This window comes from Paenibacillus sp. FSL R5-0407 (assembly GCF_038009185.1).
Classification (GTDB): domain Bacteria; phylum Bacillota; class Bacilli; order Paenibacillales; family Paenibacillaceae; genus Fontibacillus; species Fontibacillus vini.
Genome location: NZ_JBBPAX010000002.1, coordinates 183,788 through 202,552 on the forward strand (window position 1 = coordinate 183,788; position 18,765 = coordinate 202,552).

13 protein-coding genes and 4 tRNA genes are annotated in these 18,765 nt (G+C 50.2%); 2 read left to right on the plus strand and 15 right to left on the minus strand.

Going from position 1 to position 18,765, the window contains the following annotated elements; genetic code table 11:
* Positions 1–24: 24 nt before the first annotated feature.
* The 14 genes from NYE70_RS20245 to NYE70_RS20310 all read right to left on the minus strand — a co-directional run bounded on the left by NYE70_RS20245 (position 25) and on the right by NYE70_RS20310 (position 16,404).
* Positions 25–1,047, minus strand: coding sequence for a FecCD family ABC transporter permease (locus NYE70_RS20245; RefSeq protein ID WP_341047801.1), 1,023 nt, complete (start codon positions 1,045–1,047; stop codon positions 25–27).
* Positions 1,040–2,047, minus strand: coding sequence for a FecCD family ABC transporter permease (locus NYE70_RS20250; RefSeq protein ID WP_341047803.1), 1,008 nt, complete (start codon positions 2,045–2,047; stop codon positions 1,040–1,042). The genes NYE70_RS20245 and NYE70_RS20250 overlap by 8 nt, the downstream gene beginning before the upstream one ends.
* 22 nt (positions 2,048–2,069) lie before the next feature.
* Complete coding sequence (locus NYE70_RS20255; protein WP_341047805.1) at positions 2,070–3,071, minus strand: ABC transporter substrate-binding protein; 1,002 nt, start codon at positions 3,069–3,071, stop codon at positions 2,070–2,072.
* 109 nt (positions 3,072–3,180) lie between these two features.
* Complete coding sequence (locus tag NYE70_RS20260) at positions 3,181–4,848, minus strand: AraC family transcriptional regulator (RefSeq protein WP_341047807.1); 1,668 nt, start codon at positions 4,846–4,848, stop codon at positions 3,181–3,183.
* A gap of 171 nt (positions 4,849–5,019) precedes the next feature.
* A tRNA-Leu gene (locus tag NYE70_RS20265) sits at positions 5,020–5,102 on the minus strand.
* Positions 5,103–5,106: 4 nt separating this feature from the next.
* Positions 5,107–5,181, minus strand: a tRNA-Glu gene (locus NYE70_RS20270).
* 152 nt (positions 5,182–5,333) lie between these two features.
* Entirely contained in the window at positions 5,334–10,298 is a 4,965-nt protein-coding gene (locus tag NYE70_RS20275) for an S-layer homology domain-containing protein (protein ID WP_341047809.1), read from the minus strand.
* 137 nt (positions 10,299–10,435) lie between these two features.
* Positions 10,436–11,248: a carbohydrate ABC transporter permease gene (locus tag NYE70_RS20280; protein WP_211021711.1), complete on the minus strand. Its 813-nt coding sequence runs from the start codon at positions 11,246–11,248 to the stop codon at positions 10,436–10,438.
* Between the two features lie 15 nt (positions 11,249–11,263).
* Positions 11,264–12,160 (minus strand): carbohydrate ABC transporter permease, encoded by an 897-nt coding sequence (locus NYE70_RS20285; RefSeq protein ID WP_290406942.1) that lies wholly within the window; start codon positions 12,158–12,160, stop codon positions 11,264–11,266.
* Between the two features lie 50 nt (positions 12,161–12,210).
* Positions 12,211–13,539, minus strand: a complete 1,329-nt coding sequence (locus tag NYE70_RS20290; protein WP_211022169.1) for an ABC transporter substrate-binding protein — start codon at positions 13,537–13,539, stop codon at positions 12,211–12,213.
* A 109-nt stretch (positions 13,540–13,648) separates the two neighbouring features.
* On the minus strand, positions 13,649–14,443 hold the full coding sequence (locus NYE70_RS20295) for an HAD-IIA family hydrolase (RefSeq protein WP_341047814.1): 795 nt from the start codon (positions 14,441–14,443) through the stop codon (positions 13,649–13,651).
* Between the two features lie 244 nt (positions 14,444–14,687).
* On the minus strand, positions 14,688–15,260 hold the full coding sequence (locus NYE70_RS20300; protein ID WP_211021708.1) for a glycerol-3-phosphate responsive antiterminator: 573 nt from the start codon (positions 15,258–15,260) through the stop codon (positions 14,688–14,690).
* Between the two features lie 972 nt (positions 15,261–16,232).
* A tRNA-Ser gene (locus tag NYE70_RS20305) sits at positions 16,233–16,321 on the minus strand.
* A 7-nt stretch (positions 16,322–16,328) separates the two neighbouring features.
* Positions 16,329–16,404 (minus strand) — tRNA-Asn (locus tag NYE70_RS20310).
* Between the two features lie 208 nt (positions 16,405–16,612).
* Here NYE70_RS20310 and NYE70_RS20315 point away from each other — a divergent pair.
* Together NYE70_RS20315 and NYE70_RS20320 are read left to right on the plus strand one after the other, a co-directional pair.
* Complete coding sequence (locus NYE70_RS20315; RefSeq protein ID WP_341047817.1) at positions 16,613–17,884, plus strand: MFS transporter; 1,272 nt, start codon at positions 16,613–16,615, stop codon at positions 17,882–17,884.
* A gap of 97 nt (positions 17,885–17,981) precedes the next feature.
* Positions 17,982–18,569 carry an ArsR/SmtB family transcription factor gene (locus NYE70_RS20320; RefSeq protein WP_341047819.1) on the plus strand — a complete coding sequence of 196 codons (588 nt, stop codon included), beginning with the start codon at positions 17,982–17,984 and terminating at the stop codon, positions 18,567–18,569.
* Here the strand turns inward: NYE70_RS20320 and NYE70_RS20325 are convergent.
* A complete protein-coding gene (locus NYE70_RS20325; RefSeq protein ID WP_341047822.1) occupies positions 18,488–18,736 on the minus strand; it encodes a hypothetical protein in 249 nt (82 codons plus the stop codon). The two genes, NYE70_RS20320 and NYE70_RS20325, sit on opposite strands and share 82 nt — an antisense overlap.
* Positions 18,737–18,765 lie beyond the last annotated feature (29 nt).

Below are 18,765 nucleotides of genomic sequence, written 5' to 3' on the forward strand. Positions count from 1 at the left end.
CCCCCTCTGTCGAGCCTCTGCTTTTTATTTTCTGCTCCGAAGCAGCAGGTAGACGAGATAAGGCACTCCCAGAATGGACACCACAATACCTGCTGCCAATTCGGCAGGAGCAAATAAGGTTTTGCCGATAAAATCGCTAATGACGACGATTGCCGCCCCTGCGACACCGCTGACCGGGAGAATATGCTTATGCCGTAATCCAACCAGCTGCCGCGCCAAATGAGGAGCGATTAATCCGACGAAGCTGATCGAACCCGAAACGGCGACGCTTGCGCTAACCAGGCCGATGCTGCACAGCAATAACAGGTTCTTCTCCCGCTCCACCGCTACGCCAAGCCCTTTTACGCTATCTTCGGTCATCTGGAACAGATCGAGCACATGGGAACGGAGCCAAATGACCACAGGAATACTCAGCATCCAAGGCAGCGTGGCGACGACAAATTTCCAATTGGCGCCATGAAGACTGCCGGCCAGCCAAACTGCGGCCGTTTCATAGTCCTGCGGATTCATCTTAAGCGAGACGTACATCGTCACGGCGCCAAATCCGGAGCTCATCGCGATTCCGACCAGAATCAAGCGCTGGGGATCCAGCTTGCCGCCCTGTCTTGCAAATAAAAAGATGACCGCCGTGGCAGCAATCCCTCCGGCCAGTCCAAACAGCGGCATCGCCATCACGCCCATCCAGCCGGTCAGGCTCATGGTGCCCTGGATCAGCAGCATAAACAAGACGACCGCCATGCCGGCCCCCGCGTTAATCCCCAGAATCCCGGGATCGGCCAGTCCATTGCGCGTAATCCCTTGAATAACCGTCCCGGCAATACCCAGCGCGAAGCCGATAAGCAGCCCCAATACGATCCGGGGAAGCCGGAAATCGAAGATGACCAGATCATAATCCGCCTGATGATGGATGCGCAGAATCGTTTTTAAAATGTTCATTACGGAAATGTCGAACGTCCCGTTAGTCAAGCTGAAGTAGACCGCAACGAATACGACCAGGATTCCGCATGCCAGCACCGTGACGAACCTGCCGTTCGAAGATTTAGGCACGCTGTTCCCCTCCCTTCGTCCTGATGAGATAAAGGAAGAGCGGCACGCCGAACAAGGCGGTCACGACACCCACCGGAGTTTCGAACGGGTAGTTCAGGAACCGGGCGATAATATCGCTGGCCGTCAGGAACAGACCTCCCAGTACCCCGGATACGGGGATGACCCACCTGTAATCAGAACCGGACACAAATCTCGCGATATGGGGGATGATCAACCCGACAAACGCAACCTTGCCGGCCAGCGCCACGGACACCCCGGTCAAAATGACGACCGCCAGCATGGCGAGTCCTTTCACCAGCCATATCCGCATACCCAGCCCCGCTGCCGTCTCTTCGCCCAGGGATAACGCCGAGACTGATTTTGTCAAGGTCAGGCTTAGCAGCAAGCCTGCGATCGCAAATGGAATGCTAAGCTTGATCAATTCCGGGTCCAATTGATGCAGCCGGGCATTATACCAAAAGCTGACTTTTTGCGATAGCTGAAAATACGCAGCAACCGCGCTCGCGGTCCCGCTCAGAAAACTTCCGATCACCGTACCCAAAATCGCCAGCCGCACGGGGCTCATTCCCTGGGGAATCGCCCATGCCAGACCGAATACGATTGCCGCACCTGCCGCAGACCCGAGCAGCGAGCTTAAAATGTAGAGATCCGGATGAGCATTCGGCATAAGGACCATGAACAAGGTCACGGCAAACACCGAACCGTCCGATACGCCCATAATAGAAGGAGAGGCAAGATAGTTCCTTGTAATCCCCTGCATAAGCGCCCCTGAAATCGCGAGAAAGGCACCGATGAGCATAGCGCCTACGGCTCTCGGCAGTCTGGAGGTCATCACAATTTGGTGATCAAGACTGTTTTGGTCAAATGAAAATACCGCATTCCAGACGGTATCGAAGGTCATATTTTTCGCGCCGTAACGGATGGATACCATGATCAATAAAAGAGCGACTGCCGGAGCCATCGCTAGGATGAACGCCGGCAGTATTTTTTTGTGTCTCATTTTCAACACGCCTTATTCTAAGCTATTTTGTCAACTGACTAACCGCTGCTTTCAGAAATTCGATCTTACTGAAAGCCGTGCCCCCTTGAGCCAAAGGATCAACCACATTGACAAACAGTTTTCCGTTTTTGACGGCGGATATGTTTTTGATGATCGGGTCATTCTGGAACTCTTCGAGCGCATTAGGCGTGTCTTTGTTTTCGTCCGGGGAGAATTGCAAGAACAGGTAGTCCGGATTCATTTCCGCAAACTTCTCTTTGGATACCAGTTCCTGGGCTTTTGCTGCCTTAACTTCCGCCGGCACAGTAAAGCCGAGTTCCTCGTACAGGACAGGATTAAAGAACACTTTTTCCGGATAAATGTACAATTCACCTGCACGGATACGTAGCGCGATTACTTTTCCACCTTTTACGGTATCGCTAAGCTGTGACTTGGCTGTCTCCAAATCCGCCTTGTATTTCTCGATCGTCTGTTTGGCCTGCTCCTGCTTTCCACTCAATTCTCCAAGCAATTGCAGGTTGCTTTCCCAATCCGTAGAGACATGGGAGTAAGGAATGGTTAGGGCAATTTTACTCAGCTGTTCCATCACTTCCGGCTTGAACTTGGTGCTCCCCAGGATTACGTCTGGCTTCAGAGCTAAAATCGTCTCGAAATTCGGCTCGGTCTTTTCGCCGACGGATTCGGCATCCGTTGTAATCGATTGGAACAGCTCCGGAAACTCGCCGGAGAACGTGATGGCTCCAACCGGTTTTACGTCAAGCACGATCGAGTCTTCCATCGCTTCGACGGCCCCGGTAATGACAATTCGTTCTGTCTTCGCCGGCAGCGTATATTCTTTGTCCAGGTATTTCACGGTTCTGGTTTCTTGCTGTGCCTCGGAATTCTCCGACGCTTCCACTTTCGTCTCAGTATTTGCAGCTGCGTTACCGGAAGGTGTCCCGGATGTCTCTTTCTTCTCTCCGCAAGCCGTTAATGCTAGCATAAATACTAATAACAACCCCACGATCCACTTCGTCTGTTTCATTTATACCTGCTACTCCCTTCCTATCGCCAATAAATTGATAATGATAATTATTATCATTTATATCGTAAAGAGAATCAGCATTTTTCTCCATGGAATATTACCGGAACTTTCATGGATTATTTACGGAAATGATATCCTCGACCTCCTCCAACATTTGCAATATAGCGACAGGAGAATATTCCCGCCAAGGATAAGACGAGAGTACATGCACCCTTCCGGCCCGAACCGCAGGGAGGCCTATCCATTCGGGAGAGGACTGCAGCGTCTTCCAGTATTCCAGAGTTTCCGTGTCTTGACGGATCAGCAGCCATAAATGGTCCGCATCACAATCGACCAGATGGGAAGTTGTAAAGGGATTCGTATGAGCGTTGTTATCCATTAAAGATGAAGGCATAAAACCTAAAATCCCGAACAACACCTCGTTGATCCCCGGTCCTTGATTCAGGCATAACTCGTTTCTATGAAAACGGAGCGGCAACATTCGAGAGTTCAAGCTCATATCCTGCTCATTCCGGAGCTTCCGGCAAACGTCCGCCCGTTTCCGGTTGTATCCTTCGAGCCATCGATCGGCTTCCTCCATTCTCCCAAGCAGCTCTGCTAATTCACGAAGCTGGGCTTCCCAGCCAATGACATCTTCCTTCATTTCATATATAGGTGCTATCTCTTTTAGACGTTCTTTCTCCCGTGGCTCGACACCAGTGGCGCACAGGATCAAATCGGTTTGCGAAGCGCCGAGTTTTTGCAAGTTTTCTTCCTTGTTGTGGTTCTGCCGATAGGCACTGAGGTGAACAGGAACGATCGGCGCGAGAGACTGATGATAATAACGGGACCATTTAGGATGAAGCGGCGCGGCATAAGGGGTGACCTCAAGCGGGATCAGATAACCGAGAATCGATGAGGAGCCGTACACGGCAAGTTTATTTTTGTGCGTCTTCATATAGGCTGACGGCGATAGACCGAACTCTTTTTTAAACTTCCGGCTAAAATAAAATTCGTCCCTGTATCCCACCTGATGGGCGACCTCCCGAAGCAAACGGTCCGTGCCCAGCATAAGCTGCTTCGCCTTATTCATGCGGATTTGAGTCAAGAATTCCATGACGCCGGAACCGTATGTCTTCTTGAACACCTCGGCAAAATATTTCGGGCTCAGCTCGGCGATCCCGGCAAGCTGTTCCGTAGTTAAATCTTCGCCGTAATGCTCTTCCATATAAATTCTGGTCTTCTCCAGAATCCGGGTTTTATCCTGATTGTTGAAGCTTTGCCCGCTCGTCTCCAGAATTTCATACAACATTTCCTGAAAATCGACCTGGGCTCTCCACTGCTTTAAAAGTTTGTGGTGACGGGAGTTTTGATAAATCGAAAAGGCCCAGTGGTGTACCCGGTCTTCCGCCGAAGCCAAGCCTATCATCCCCTCCGGAAATATTCCTGCCGGCACCCCTTCGCATAATGCATGGTCGGATGAGTCTCCCGTCTGGAACACGCTGAATTGAAACACCGCGATGCTGACATTTGCTCCGGAAACGGCACGGATTCCGAAAGTGCTGTTAGGAGGACAAAAGCAGGCGGTTCCTTTGGCCATTCGGGTAACCTGCTCGTTCCTTTCCATACTGGCCTCTCCTTCAAGCAGGATGATCAGTACCATATTCCAGGTCAGGCATGGATCTAAAGGCAGTTCTTGTCCACCATAGATTCCCATCTCCCATAACCGGATGGTCCAAGCATTTCCGCCGGAGGATTGCCGAGCTCCAGGGCGGTGCGTATTATAATTGGTCAGCAAATTAATTCCACCTTATTGATAATGGTTATCATTATCATATAGATACCATAACGAGGTTCCCCTGTCCAGAAAATATGTCCGGGAAATATCCGCCATTCTTATGCCGGTTCTATGTATGCTGAATGCAACAAAAAAGCCCCTGCATTAATGCAGGAGCTTTCCAGTTCTGTATGCGGTCGAGAGGACTCGAACCTCCACGGGTATACACCCACTACCCCCTCAAGATAGCGTGTCTGCCATTCCACCACGACCGCAAATTGGTGACCCGTAGGGGATTCGAACCCCTGTTACCTCCGTGAAAGGGAGGTGTCTTAACCCCTTGACCAACGGGCCTTATTTAATTTCGCTCTGAAGCAGCGACAAGATTGAGTATACCAAATACCAATATACCTTGCAACACTTTTTTTGTATTTTTTTTCGAATGTAATAATAAGCATTCCGCCTCTCCATATTGAGTGACGGAATGCTTATTAAATTTAAACAGGTTATTTAATATACCGGGCAATAATAGCCGCTACTTCCCCCCGGCTAATATTCGCTTTCGGCTTCATCGTGCCGTCAGGATAGCCGGAAATTACTCCGGCTGCGGTTAAAGCTTGTACAGCCTGTGATGCCCAGGCCGATACCTGTGCCTTATCCTTGAAATCAGATCCCGTCTTGTCATTTGGCACCATTAGGTCTGATTTGATCGCTTTGTACAAAATCACCATCGCTTCTTCTCTCGTAATCTGTTGACTTGGCTTGAAGGTTCCATCCGGGAATCCGCTGATGAGTCCGGCCTGCTGCAGCCCGTTTACATACTCGGCATACCAAGCGCCTGCTTGAACATCCTTATAAGCGGTCTTGCCCGAAGATCCGTCTAATCCGAGCATCCGGCAAATGATGGCCGCAAACTCCGCCCTGCTTACCAGGCGGTCCGGTTTGAACGTGCCGTCCTCGTAACCGGTCATGAGACCTTGCTCCGCCAGACGTTGAATCGAAGCAGAAGCCCAGTGTCCGGCCACATCCGCGAACACAGGCGAAGGAGTTGCCGGGCCCCCATTTCCGCCGTTAGTGTTGCTGCCGGAACCGGCGCCACCATTGTTTACACCGCTACCTCCATTACTGCTACCATTACTGTTGTTGCTGTTGTTGCTATTTTTTCCGTTATTGCTGTTATTGCCATTGTTTCCATTGTTTCCATTGTTTCCATTGTTTTCGTTGTTCCCGTTGTTGCCGCCTCCGTCTCCGCCCCCGCCCGGAGCTCCGCCGCCATCTCCATTACCGGATACCTGAATCAACACCGGCTCCGTGTAAATATCGTAAACCTTCTCGGCATCCAGCGAGGCTGTGTACCGCAGCAAAGCATACGTCCGGCCCGGCTTGTTCGCCGTAATCCGGCTGCGATCATCTTCATCCTGCTTGACGACTCCGCTGTTATCCAGAAGCACGATCTCGGGGCTGACCGTTTTTTGGTTGCGGCTGTAACTCTCTACGATAGCCGATAACTGAATACTCTCTCCCTGTTTAAGCGTTACCTCGGTTTGCTGAGGCGTCAGCAAAATGTCCCAGTCCTTCGCCCAAAACGCGTAATCCGTCGTGATGCCGAACACACCCAACATAAATATCGATTTAAATTCGGCATTGTTGTTGTAAGTCCATGGCGAAACGATCAGACCGCGATGATGAGCCGCCTCCATGAACTTCGGCCCGAGGCCGCCATAGCTGGTGTTCAACGTGCTGTCATACTGCTGCATCACTTTAAACGTCTCCCGAAGCGCGCCGTTCACCCGGTTCTCGTTCGCGTATCCGCCGGTCAACAGTCCAAGCGGCATGTCAGGCAACTGCTCGGCAAGCCGGGTCAATTGGTTCGTATCGAACGACATGACATTGATCAGATCCTCGGCATCTTTTTCTTTCACCAATTTCACAAAAGCATCCACTGCCGCCGGCGTACCGGTTTTGATTTCGGCGTAAACCATGGCGCCCCGTTCCCTGGCCAGATCGATCTGTTCCTCCAGCGTCGCTATTCTTGCATCTGGATAATTGGTGCCCGGTACCTGCTTCACTTTTAGCTTCCGCAGCTCTTCCAAAGTCATGTTTTCCACCAAACCCGTTCCATGGGTCGTCGTATCTACTACGCTATCGTGAATAATGACCAGGTGTCCGTCCTTGGACAGGTAAATATCATTTTCAATGTAATCCGCGCCGACATCCAGGGCAAGCTCATTGCTGATGATCGTGTTCTCGGGAGCAACCGAAGGCATTCCCCGGTGTCCGATAATATATGGCTTGCGAATGAGCGTAGTCTCATGGGAATACACCTGAAGCGCCCGTCTGATCTCCGCCGGTGACTTCGCTACAATCCCATTGACTCCTGCCGTTATCAGGCGGTGCAGGTTTACATATTCCTCCTGAGTTCCTGTCCCCTTCCCTTCTTTGGCCCAAACCATCATGGTCCGCTGCTGAAGATATGCGACATTGTCCTTAGTTGCCGCGGCCTGAGACAGAATCACAATCTTTGCTTTGCTAAGGGTGGCCTGTTTCCGCAAATCCATCAGCTCTTTCTCGTTAGCCGCCTTCACCCCGCTAAAATCGACGATCCCGCGGATCATCAAGTACGCTTCCCTGGCCTTTTTCACTAGATCGGGGTTATCGGATACGATAAAGGCATCCTCTAAATCTATGTCTTTTAAATAATCCGTCAAGGCGGTTACGGTTTGTTCGTCCTTGACGTAAAAAGCCGGAATCATTACCGTTCCAATCTTCTCAATGGCTTCCTGCAGGCTCATTATGACTTTGCTGCTGCCTGGAGTCGTCACATTGAGGTCTTTGTTCACATGAATAAAGAGAGTCGCAGGCATTTGATTGCCGTGTAACCCGTTCAGCTGCTCCACACTTTCCAGTTCTGTGATGATGGATGGAGCGAGCGCAATCCTGGTGTCGGTCTCGGCTACGGAAACGAAACGTTCTTCGGGCAGCGGAGGCAACTCTTCCAACTGCAGCGTGACCCGGAGATTATCAACCTTCATGACGCTGCCGTTCGCCTGCAATCCGATACCGCCTTTCAGATAAGCCCCGGCATTCGCCGTATTGATCAGCACTTTATCGTTGATCGATTGCATGACTCTGTCGCCATAGGCCATAACGGAGTAATGATACATATTGTCCGGGCTAATCTTTTCGGAAAAAGCGGCTTTATTCATGACATTCCATTCATTGGTCGGCGTCCTTTCCGCAAATTCCACTCCGTTGACCGCCGTTGCATTTTGCCGGACGGCCATCTGATAGTAAGGGTACCCGCCGCCTTGCGGATTCTGAATCCGGTACATGATGGAGTGCCATCTAGCCGGATCATTGGCTGCGAGATGCGTCACATCCGCCTCGATTTTGTAATCTCCAAACAGCGATAAGTAATCCGGAAGCAGCACTCTGGAAGGATTGTCCGGGGAGGCGCTTGCCCGGATCTCGAAAGCGCCGGCTTTTACGGCCGCATTGGCTTTCGTGGTCCCTTCGACTCTCGACCATCCGGACGGCAGCTCGCCTTCCGTTTCCTGATCAAAGTTATTTTCATAGAGTACGTACTCGGCATCTCCTTCGTCTTTCACTACAATCATCAGCTTCACTGCGGCCTCATCCTTCTTGCCGACAATAGAATAGATTCCTTTCTGACGAGGAACCAGCTTTCCGTCACGGATCTCCACATTACTCTCGTATGAAGTCCATTCTAACTCAGCGCCGGTTATGGATTTCTCCGTAAAATCGTTGAATTTGGCCTCAAACTCCAACTCCGCCAGATCAAGCTCTTTGCCCGTTTCGGCCAGCGTATAACCGGTTTCATGGGCAAGGGAGGTTACGGCTGCTCCTTTCGAGCTTGGCGTAACCGTTACTGAACCGGACCAATCCGCATTAGCGTAAACTGCCGTTAGCGTCACCGTTCCTTCTTTTACCGGATACAGCATGCCATCGCTTACCTTTACAATGCTTTCGTCCGAGGAATAGAACCGGAGCTTCCCGGCCTCCAGCGGTTCTGTCAAACCATCGGAATAGTAGACGCTGCCTGTTACCGTTAAAGGCCCTGTCAATGCTTCAATGGAAGCAGGCACTTGTAGACGCAGCTCATCCGCCGTAATGCGGGTAACCTTCAGGTTGTCAAAGGAAACCGTGCTTTGGTCGGCCTGGAACCCCACTTTCCCTCGGGCCAACAGGTCCGTAGCAAAGCTCTTGTCGACCAGAAGCTTGTAATCCTCATCCTCTTTGGCTTTGATATATTCCTTCACGTTATTGTCAAAGACTCGTACCTTAAAGCTATAGTCCTTGCCTACCTCCAATGCTTCCGAAGGGCCGCTGGCGATGACCGACCAGCTGTTATCCGGCTTCCGGTAAGCAACCTCATACGTACCGTTCTGCCGGACAGCCATTTGATTATATGGAGCCTTCCCATCCGACGCTCCCCGGAACATAAGGGCAGCCCAACGCGCGGAATTCAGTACGCTATCAAAACGGACGTCGGCCTCGATCGTGTAATTGTCCCATTGAACGGGAGCGCTGATGCGCCCCTGCTGACTGGACGCCGTTCCGGCAAACGTCATTCTGCCGTTTCCATACGTATCCTGAACGACAGAAAACGGTGTGCTGCCTCCGTTCACGTCCGAAATCCAGCCATATGGAATCTCTCCGTTTCCATAGGCATCGAAGTTCTCCTCAAGGAGCACCGGATTCACGATCCCTGAAACCGGCTGATCATCGGTTAGCGTCAGCACCCCGTAGCCTTGCGTATTGTTCCAGAAGGAGCTGGATTGATACGCGCTCCAGGCATTCACCCGCTGCTGGGATGTGTCTGCCCCATACCGGTCGGTTGCGGTCGCTTCGAAGCCCAACTGCTTCTGGATCACTGGATTCATCTCCAGCATGCTCCAAGGTACTGCGGCTTCCAATGACCAGCCGTTATCGGTCGTCCGAATGGCTCTCAGGACGTTCTTCTCATCCTTGGCTCCATGGTTCCCTAGCGCTGCCCCGAAATGAAACTGAGGCGTGGCCGAACCCGGCTTGTAAACAAAGCCCGCCTGCATGTCGCTGTTCTGGAACGGAGCCGACTGATGAAGACTCGGGTCAAAGAACAGACTCACGCTATCCTGCTCGAACCAGGAGCCTGCCGCGTCCGACATCAAGGCATCATCCTGCATCTCCATTCCAATATATAAATACTGATTATCCCAAAGCAGACCCAGCTTGGCCGCAGTATTCAGTCCTTCTCCTAATGGAACTTCGAGCGTCTCCGTCAGGGACCAAAACGATTCATCGAACTTGCCGTCAATCACCGGCGCAGTCAGCGTTTTGGACACATTCAACTCTTTTCGGCTTGCTTCCGCCGCTGCGGCTGTTGAGGGAGGCTGGACCAGGGACATGAAGGTATTCCCGAGAAGTGCAGTAAGCAAACAGATACTCAAATACTTTGTACGTGTTCTCATTGGCTTTCTTCCTCTCTTTTCGCGGGCAAAAAACGAGAAAAACCCTTCATCCAACAGAAAGGAATGCGCAAATAAGCGATCTTTCGTTGCATAAAGGGTTTTCTCCACGTCTCCTACCCCGGTTTATTCGGTTTGGTTTACTTGATACCGGCGTGCATGAAGCTCTCGACAAACTGTTTCTGAAAAAAGAAGAATGCGATCAGCAACGGCGCAATGACCATCATTGTAGCTGCAGTAACCGTCCCCCATTGCGCCCCGGTCTCGAAAGACTGGGCGAAGATGGCGATCCCGACGGTCAGCGGCCGGTTATGAACCGAATCCGTGACGATAAGCGGCCACATGAAATTACTCCAATGGGTGCTGATCGAGATCAGCGCAAAAGCGACATAGGTCGGCCTCGCGGAGGGCAGGTAAACATGCCATAAGCTTTGCCACCACCTGCATCCGTCAACTCTGGACGCTTCATCCAGCTCGTAAGGAATCTGCTTGAAGGTTTGCCGAAGCAGAAAGATACCGAAGGAAGAAGCCCAGAACGGAATCATAATCGCCCATTTCGTATCGATAAGATGAAGCTCCTTCATAATCGTATAATTGGGAAAGATCAAAATATCTGGCGGAATCATAATTTGCACGAGAAACAAGATGAATAGCAAGCCTTGGCCCAGAAATTGCAGTCTGGCAAATGCATACGCAGCCAGCGTGGCCGTCAGCAGCTGTACTATCAGTACGCCTGCGACGATCAACAACGTGTTCCAGTAGTACACTGGAAAGGGTATCGTCTGCCAAGCCTCCGTGTAATTGGCAAACGTCGGCTGCGTCACGGCAAACGGATTGGACCGGGTCAGCATTTCGCCGGCCGGCGTAATCGAGGTTACTGCAGCCCAGACCAAGGGAACTGCGAAAATGAGCGCAAGTATGGATATGGCGATTTGGTTTAACAGGCGATGCATCGCTTTGACTCCTCTCTAATAATGGATCCGCTTGTCCAAATATCCGTAATAGAAGATCGAAATGACCAGCAGAATGACGAGCAGAATCACAGTCAATACAGACGCCTTGCCCATATCCCAGAAGCTGAATGCCGTCTCATAAATATGATATAACAGCAGATTGCTCGCATTGTTCGGGCCGCCCTTGGTCATGATGTACAAATGGTCGACCAGCTTGAAGGAATTCGTCGTCGCAATAATAAGGACAAACAAGGTGGTCGGCATGACCAGCGGCAGCGTAATCGTTCTGAATTTCCGGATCGGTCCGGCTCCGTCCAATTCGGCGGCCTGATAGACCTCTTTCGGCAGAGCTTGAAGACCGGCCAGGAAAAAGATCATGAAATACCCGGCTTCCTTCCAGATCAGCATCCCCATCATGGAAATGAGCACCCATGAAGGATTGCCCAACCAGCTTGGACCGTCCACACCGAACAAGCCCAGAAATTTATCGAGCAACCCGTAATCCGGCGTATAAATAAACAGCCAGATGTTCGCAATAGCAATCATGGGAATCAGTGTCGGATAAAAGAACGCCGCCCGGATCAAGCTTCTTCCCCGCAGTTTACCGTTGACCCAAACCGCCATGTATAACGCAAGCAGAATGCTTACCGGCACGGTCACAAGCGCAAGCAGCACGTTATTGCGAAGTACTTTTAAAAACACCTCATCCCGAAGAACTTGCCCGTAGAGCTCCAAACCGACAAAGTGTCTTACGTTCATGACGGATTCATAAAAGCTCCAATCCAACACTTTTATCATGGGGTAGAATGTAAAAATCACTAGAAAAATAAGCGAAGGAAATAGCAAGGCATAGGCCAGAATGTTGTCCTTCCAACTGTACCTGCGGAATGCTTGCAGCAAGTGCCGTGTCACAAAGTCTCACTTCTCTCTTTACGTTTTACGTTCATCGGTTCCCCGATTTCTTATTTGCGATATTTCTTCAAAATCTCGTCCGCCTGTTGCTGCGATTTCTCGAGCGCCTCTTCCGGCGTCATTTCCCCAAGCAGCGCGGATTGAATATTATCGTTGAACAATTTCGTTACCTGTCCGTTTTGATAGGTCGACAGCTCGCTTGAAGCGTATTCCATCTGATCTCGCGCTACCGCAGCTTGCGGGAAGCCGGCAACATAGTCCTTCAGAAGCTCCGTTTCATAAGCGGCTTTGGTCGTTCCTACATATCCGGTATCGATGGACCACTGCGCTACGCGTTCCGGCTGCGTAAGGAATTCGATGAACTTCACGGCAGCTGCTTTGCGCTCTTCAGGAATGTCTTTGAACACATACAAGTTTCCGCCGCCCGTCGGCGAACCGTAATTTTTGTTCGCAGGCAGGTAGGCAACCCCGAAGTCGAATTTCGCATCGGATTTTACCTTGGACAAATTCCCCGTCGTATGGAACATCATTGCTGTTTTGCCGCTGATAAAGTCGGAAGGGACAGTGGCCCACTCCAAGATGCCTTCCGGCATAACTTTGTCTTTGCGGCCCAAATCAGCATAGAATTGCAAGGCTTCTTTTACTTCCGGTTTGTTGAAATAAACTTCTTTGCCGTCATTGGATACGATGTTGGTGCCGGTCTGCAGGGACAGCGCTTGAAGCATCCAATATTGATAGCCCGTGCTCGGAATTTCCAGACCCCACTGACTTACCGTGCCCGCGCCATCTTTGACGGTCAGCTTTTGAGCATATTCCTTTAATTCGTTCCAATTGGCCGGCGCTTTCTCCGGATCCAGGTTCGCCGCCTTAAACATATCTTTGTTGTAGTACATGACAATCGTGCTGCGCTGGAAAGGTACGCTCCAGACCTGGTCGCCGGATTTGGTGTTGCTCATAAAAGCTTCATAGAATCCGTTAAAATAGTCCTGTGAAAAACGAGGAGTCAATTCTTCGAGTGCGTTCATTTCCAGCAGGCTGTACAGCTCTGTCGAGAGCAGCACGGCCAAATCCGGCGAATTCCCGCCTTGGACCGCCGTCACGACTTTCGTCATCGTATCCTGGTAGCTGCCCGCATAGATGGGCTTTACGGTAATCGATGGATTTTCCTCGTGGAAATCGGCAGCCAGCTTATCGATAAAGCCTGTAATCGGCCCACCGACCGCTACTGGAAAATAGAAGCTAAGGTCGACCGGTTTTTCCTCCCCGCCTCCAGTTGATTTGTTGTTCCCTTTCGAATCTTGTTCCGCTGCCGAGGCAACGCTGTTTCCGCTGGCACCTTTACTGTTTCCGGCATTTCCGCAAGCCGAAAGCAAGAGCATCACGGCAATGATGAGAAGACTAAACTTCTTCACGTTATTCCCTCCTATTTTTATGAAGCTTATATTTGCTCCTTCATCTAAGGACGAAGGTTATTGCCTGGGTGAAACATCAAATGGTTTCCAACCGGGTTTCTTCCAAAATGTCGTTTATAGAAGAGCAAATGTAATCCGGGTGAATTCCCGTCGAGCGAACGGATTCCCGGGAGTCTACGCCGGAGAGGACAAGCGCTGTCCGCATGCCGATACTTTTACCGAGCATGATATCCGTCTCCAGCTTGTCTCCAACCATCAGGCATTGCTCGGGGGGCGATTTCAGCTTCTGTAAAGCGTAAGCAGCGTAGTGCCCTGAAGGCTTTCCGACGGTGTCGTGGGCTAACCGGTTACCTGCCGTTTCGATCGCTTTGACGAGCGCCCAGGTATCGGGGATTACCCCGTCCTCCATCGGACAATACGGATCCGGATTTGCGGCGATAAGAAATGCCCCGTTCCTTACGGCGTTTACGGCGGCCGTCAGTTTATCGAAATCCAAGGTGCGGTCCAGCCCTACCAGAACATGAGTTGCGTGGCTCGCTTCGCCGGTGACGGCAATCCCGCTGCGGGTCATCTCCTCGCGCATGGCTTCATCTCCGAGAAGGAGTACTTTTGCGCCTGAAGCATAATTCCGGAAGTACATCCCGGCAACGGACAGAGCGGTGATCACTTCCTCCGCGGTGCAGGCAATGCCGAAGCGCCCGAGCTTGTCCCTCACTTCTTCTCTTGTGTAAACCGTTGTGTTCGTGGCGAACAGGACCGTTTTCATCCGCTCCCGCAAGCCTTCGATCGTGGAGGCCGCGCCCTCCAAAACCCGATTCCCTACATAAATGGTGCCGTCGAGGTCAAACAGATAACTGGAAAAATCACTCAAAGGGATCTGCTGCATTTGTTTCCCAAGCTGCTCCTTTCAAACAAAATAACCCTTGCCCGAAAAATGAGATACGGAAGCAGACCATCTGGCGGCCTTACCGTATCATCATTACCGAACAAGGGTTTTCTCCTGGTCTCAACCCGATTATCGCAGTAACTATGGTACAAGATTAGTATATAACCGAAATATCAAGGGGGTATCAAGCCATTGTTATTGTAATGTAAAACGCTACTATTGCTTTTTACTAATGCAGCCCTACCTTTAATGATGCCTCCGCATGCTGCCATATCAACGGGTCTCCGCTGGAGATATAGTCCGCGCCGCTTTCCAAAGCCTCGACCATTTCATGTTCATGACGGATGAGCCCGCCAACGATCAGGGGTTGTTTAATCAAGGCTTTTAATTCGCGAGTCACCCGGGGCATTAAGCCGGGCATAAGCTCTACTTCATCCGGATTCGTACTGTTGATCATCCTTACAGCCGTGGTCATGGCCGCAGTATCGATCGCGAAGATGCGCTGAATGCTCTTGATGCCAGCCTGCTTCGCTGCCGTAATGGCGCTGGATTTGGTCGTAACGATGCCATCTGCTTTGAATTTATCGCACAAATATGCGATGGAATGAGCATCTCTCCCAAGTCCCGAGATCATCTCGATATGGGCATAGACCTGTTTGTCCGCCTCATGAAGCTGGCGGATATACTCCTCAATATTCCCGATATGCCCGATCATCAGATTGACGCGCTTCACATCGCTTTGCAACACTTGTACAAATTGCTCTTCCTTCGTTACCGAAGCGATGATTGGATAATGTCTCATTTTCCCACCTGCCCTATGATTCTTGTCTTGTCCTGTCTTTAGTCTAGCAATAAACTGTTTGAGCAGTATTAACGAAACCTGCCAGTTTTTCTTTCAATTTTAGGATAAGGTCGCCGAACCGGGATTCTCTCACTTCCCTTGCCCGGCCTTCTTAACTTATTTGTACGCTAAGTATTTCAAATAGGGGACTTTCAGGCTTCTATTTAAGCCAAATCACGGTTTCAAGCAGAAATAGCGCCTTTTTGGGTCTTATTTCTTTAGATTGCAGGAGAAAGGGGGACAATGCCCTGTTTTGTGGCCAAATAGCGTCCTTTTAGTCCTCTATTGCTCTCAAAATAGCGAGTTTCTCCGATATAAGACCCATTTTGTCCCTAATGTTATTAATCCAGCAGCAGTTAATGCTCCCATTCCGGCGCCCCCTCTTGTGAGGGTTCTCATCCCTATGCAAAAAAACAGCCCGCCGATTTCATCAGCAGGCTGTTTTGTCGTTGTATTTCAGAACGGAGAGAGAGGGATACTCTCCCGTTGGTCGAGACTGCGAAGCTATTCCTCACGATGTCTAAGCTCCGACGCCCCCTCCTATGAGGGTTCTCATCCCTATGCAAAAAAACAGCCCGCCGATTTCATCAGCAGGCTGTTTTGTCGTTGTATTTCAGAACGGAGAGAGAGGGATACTCTCCCGTTGGTCGAGACTGCGAAGCCATTTCTCACGATGTCTATGCTCCGGCGCCCCCTCCTATGAGAGTTCTCATCCCTATGCAAAAAAACAGCCCGCCGATTTCATCAGCAGGCTGTTTTGTCGTTGTATTTCAGAACGGAGAGAGAGGGGTACTCTCCCGTTGGTCGAGACTGCGAAGCCATTTCTCACGATGTCTATGCTCCGGCGCCCCCTCCTGTGAGGGTTCTCATCCCTATGCAAAAAAACAGCCCGCCGATTTCATCAGCAGGCTGTTTTGTCGTTGTATTTCAGAACGGAGAGAGAGGGATTCGAACCCTCGCACCGCTTACGCAGTCTAACCCCTTAGCAGAGGGTCCCCTTATAGCCACTTGGGTATCTCTCCAAGAAAATGGCTCCCCGAACAGGACTCGAACCTGTGACAACTCGATTAACAGTCGAGTGCTCTACCAACTGAGCTATCAGGGAACATTGAGAAAATTAAGATCAGAACATGATTAAATTTAACACGTTTCTGCAACAAAGTCAACAAATGCAGCCCTAAAATGCTCTCTGAGTAACCGTCACAAACTCTAAAAAAAATTTCATTTTAGGGCTTGAAAAATTCGATCTCAACGTTAAAATATATTAAACGTTAAAATTATTTTAACGAATTCCAATCAAAGGAGCTGCTGTGATGCGTGCGGAAGCATTAACTAAACGAAAAAGTATTACGAATGGATTATCGGGACTTACCAAACATAAGTCGTTTATGTATTTACTGATTTCAAGAACCATTTCCCGGTTTGGGGATTCCATCGATTCCATTGCCTATAGCTGGATGGTTTATACGTTGACCGGGTCCAAATTGATGATGGGGTCGCTGTTTGCTCTGAACTTTGTACCCAGCATTATGTTCAGCTTTTTTACGGGCGCTCTCGTGGACCGCTGGTCCAAACGCCATGTCGTTTTGTTTACATCCCTGGGCCGGGGCCTGCTGGTTATTCTGACCGCTGTCTTATATGGATTGTCTCTACTACAGCCTTGGCATCTTTACGTGCTTACCTTCCTCATCTCGACTCTGGAATGCTTCACCGCACCGGCTGAAATAGCGCTGGTCCCGCGTCTTCTTCCTAAAGAAAAGCTGCTTAGCGGTAATTCCATCAGCACAACGGTTTCACGGGTTTCGGAGCTCGCCGGCCTGGCTGTAGCTGGGGGGATCATTGCTATTGCCGGTATATCCGGCGCCATTTTAATTGACGGATTGACCTTTTTTGCAGCGGCAGCCTTCATCTTTATGATTAAAGTTCCAGCCGAAACTGCCGAAACTCCTGTTTCCAAGGTCATCGAGAAGACGAGTCTGCTGCAGGAGATCCGGATCGGTTTTAAATTCATTTTTGCTAATAAGTTAATTCTCACCATCGTGCTTATAGCCGCCTATGTAAATTTCTGTCTATCCCCCTATAACGTACTCAATCCTGTTTATGTCGATGAAATATTGAAATCGGGCCCCGTCGGGTTGAGCTTGCTTGGAATTACGCTCCTAAGCGGCATGGTTGTCAGTGGAATATGGCTCAGCCGCAAAGGCGATTCTTACAAAAAAAGCCGGCTTATTATCGCCGGGTATATGCTGCTTGGCGCAAGCTATGCCCTTTTTTACCTGCCAGCTTACTTACCGATTCCCCCGCTTTACCTGGCCCCACTGTTCAGCTTCGGGATGGGCATAGCAGTCCCTTTGGCTAGTACGCCCTCAACAACGTATTTTATGGAGACGGTCCCGAAAGAACTGTTGGGGAGAGTTGGCGCATTGTATAGTATGATATCTAGTTGTGCAATACCGCTTGGAAGCTTGCTGGCGGGAGTGATGGGGGAACAGATTCAAATCCATGCGCTCTATCTGTGCTTCGGACTGTTCCTGATCATACCGGGCTTCCTTCTGATGAGACACCGAAGCTTTATGAAGCTATAAACAACCGTTTCTCTTTGTATGCCGTCCCGATCATGCGTTATACTTAAACTCAACAACTCCAAATCGTCAGCTTTGGATCAAATTCGGGGGCAGGAACATGAAAAAGGAACTCAAATCATTGGAAGAAATCCGCATTTATTCCGATCCGTACCGCATTCAAATTATGAATGAATTCCAAAAGTTCGGCCGTCCGGCAACTGTTAAAGAGATTGCCGACTCACTGGGCGAAGTCCCGGCCAAGGTCCATTACCACGTAAAAAAACTGGAGAGCATCGGACTTGTGTCCATCGTGGATACCAAACTGGTGAACGGGATCACCGCCAAATATTATGCGCCGTTCAAAGGTCAGATTGCCATTAAGAAAAGCGAGTTTGACGAAGCAGTGCAACAAGTTTTTCAATCCGAAACTCAAAAACTGCTGTTCAATCTATTCGAAGAAAGCAAGAAGCGCTTTTTACGGGCCAACCAAGGTCCTTCTCCCGAGGGGACGCTGATGACTCACGATGTTTTTTTGACCAAAGAGGAAGCCGCAGAACTAACAGCTTTGATCACTGAATTCTGTGATAAGCATCAGCACAACGACACGTCCGCGCCTCGCGAGAACTATGAAGTCTTTTTCACCATAGCCAAAAACCAGGGCCCGGAGCATTCCGGGGAAAATAAAAAAGAACCATCATCTCCATAAGAGGAAATCCGGTTCTTGTACTTGCTGCTATTCAGTTGCTCCTGCTTGCTCTTCGTCTTTCTCATTCTCATATCCGCGAAGGCGAATGAACTGCGGCTCAGCTCCGGATTGCGTTTCCCTTCCCGGACCAGCTTTTGGCGCATTTTTTGGGCTTGCGATTTGGCCATAATGATCTCACTCCTTACAATTTACATTC

Coding starts and splice junctions, on each gene's coding strand:
- NYE70_RS20280 (WP_211021711.1), bottom strand. CDS start 11,248: ATGCATCGCCTGTTAAACCAAATCGCCATATCCATACTTGCGCTCATT.
- NYE70_RS20300 (WP_211021708.1), bottom strand. CDS start 15,260: ATGAGACATTATCCAATCATCGCTTCGGTAACGAAGGAAGAGCAATTT.
- NYE70_RS20325 (WP_341047822.1), bottom strand. CDS start 18,736: ATGGCCAAATCGCAAGCCCAAAAAATGCGCCAAAAGCTGGTCCGGGAA.
- NYE70_RS20255 (WP_341047805.1), bottom strand. CDS start 3,071: ATGAAACAGACGAAGTGGATCGTGGGGTTGTTATTAGTATTTATGCTA.
- NYE70_RS20315 (WP_341047817.1), top strand. CDS start 16,613: ATGCGTGCGGAAGCATTAACTAAACGAAAAAGTATTACGAATGGATTA.
- NYE70_RS20320 (WP_341047819.1), top strand. CDS start 17,982: ATGAAAAAGGAACTCAAATCATTGGAAGAAATCCGCATTTATTCCGAT.
- NYE70_RS20250 (WP_341047803.1), bottom strand. CDS start 2,047: ATGAGACACAAAAAAATACTGCCGGCGTTCATCCTAGCGATGGCTCCG.
- NYE70_RS20290 (WP_211022169.1), bottom strand. CDS start 13,539: ATGCTCTTGCTTTCGGCTTGCGGAAATGCCGGAAACAGTAAAGGTGCC.
- NYE70_RS20275 (WP_341047809.1), bottom strand. CDS start 10,298: ATGAGAACACGTACAAAGTATTTGAGTATCTGTTTGCTTACTGCACTT.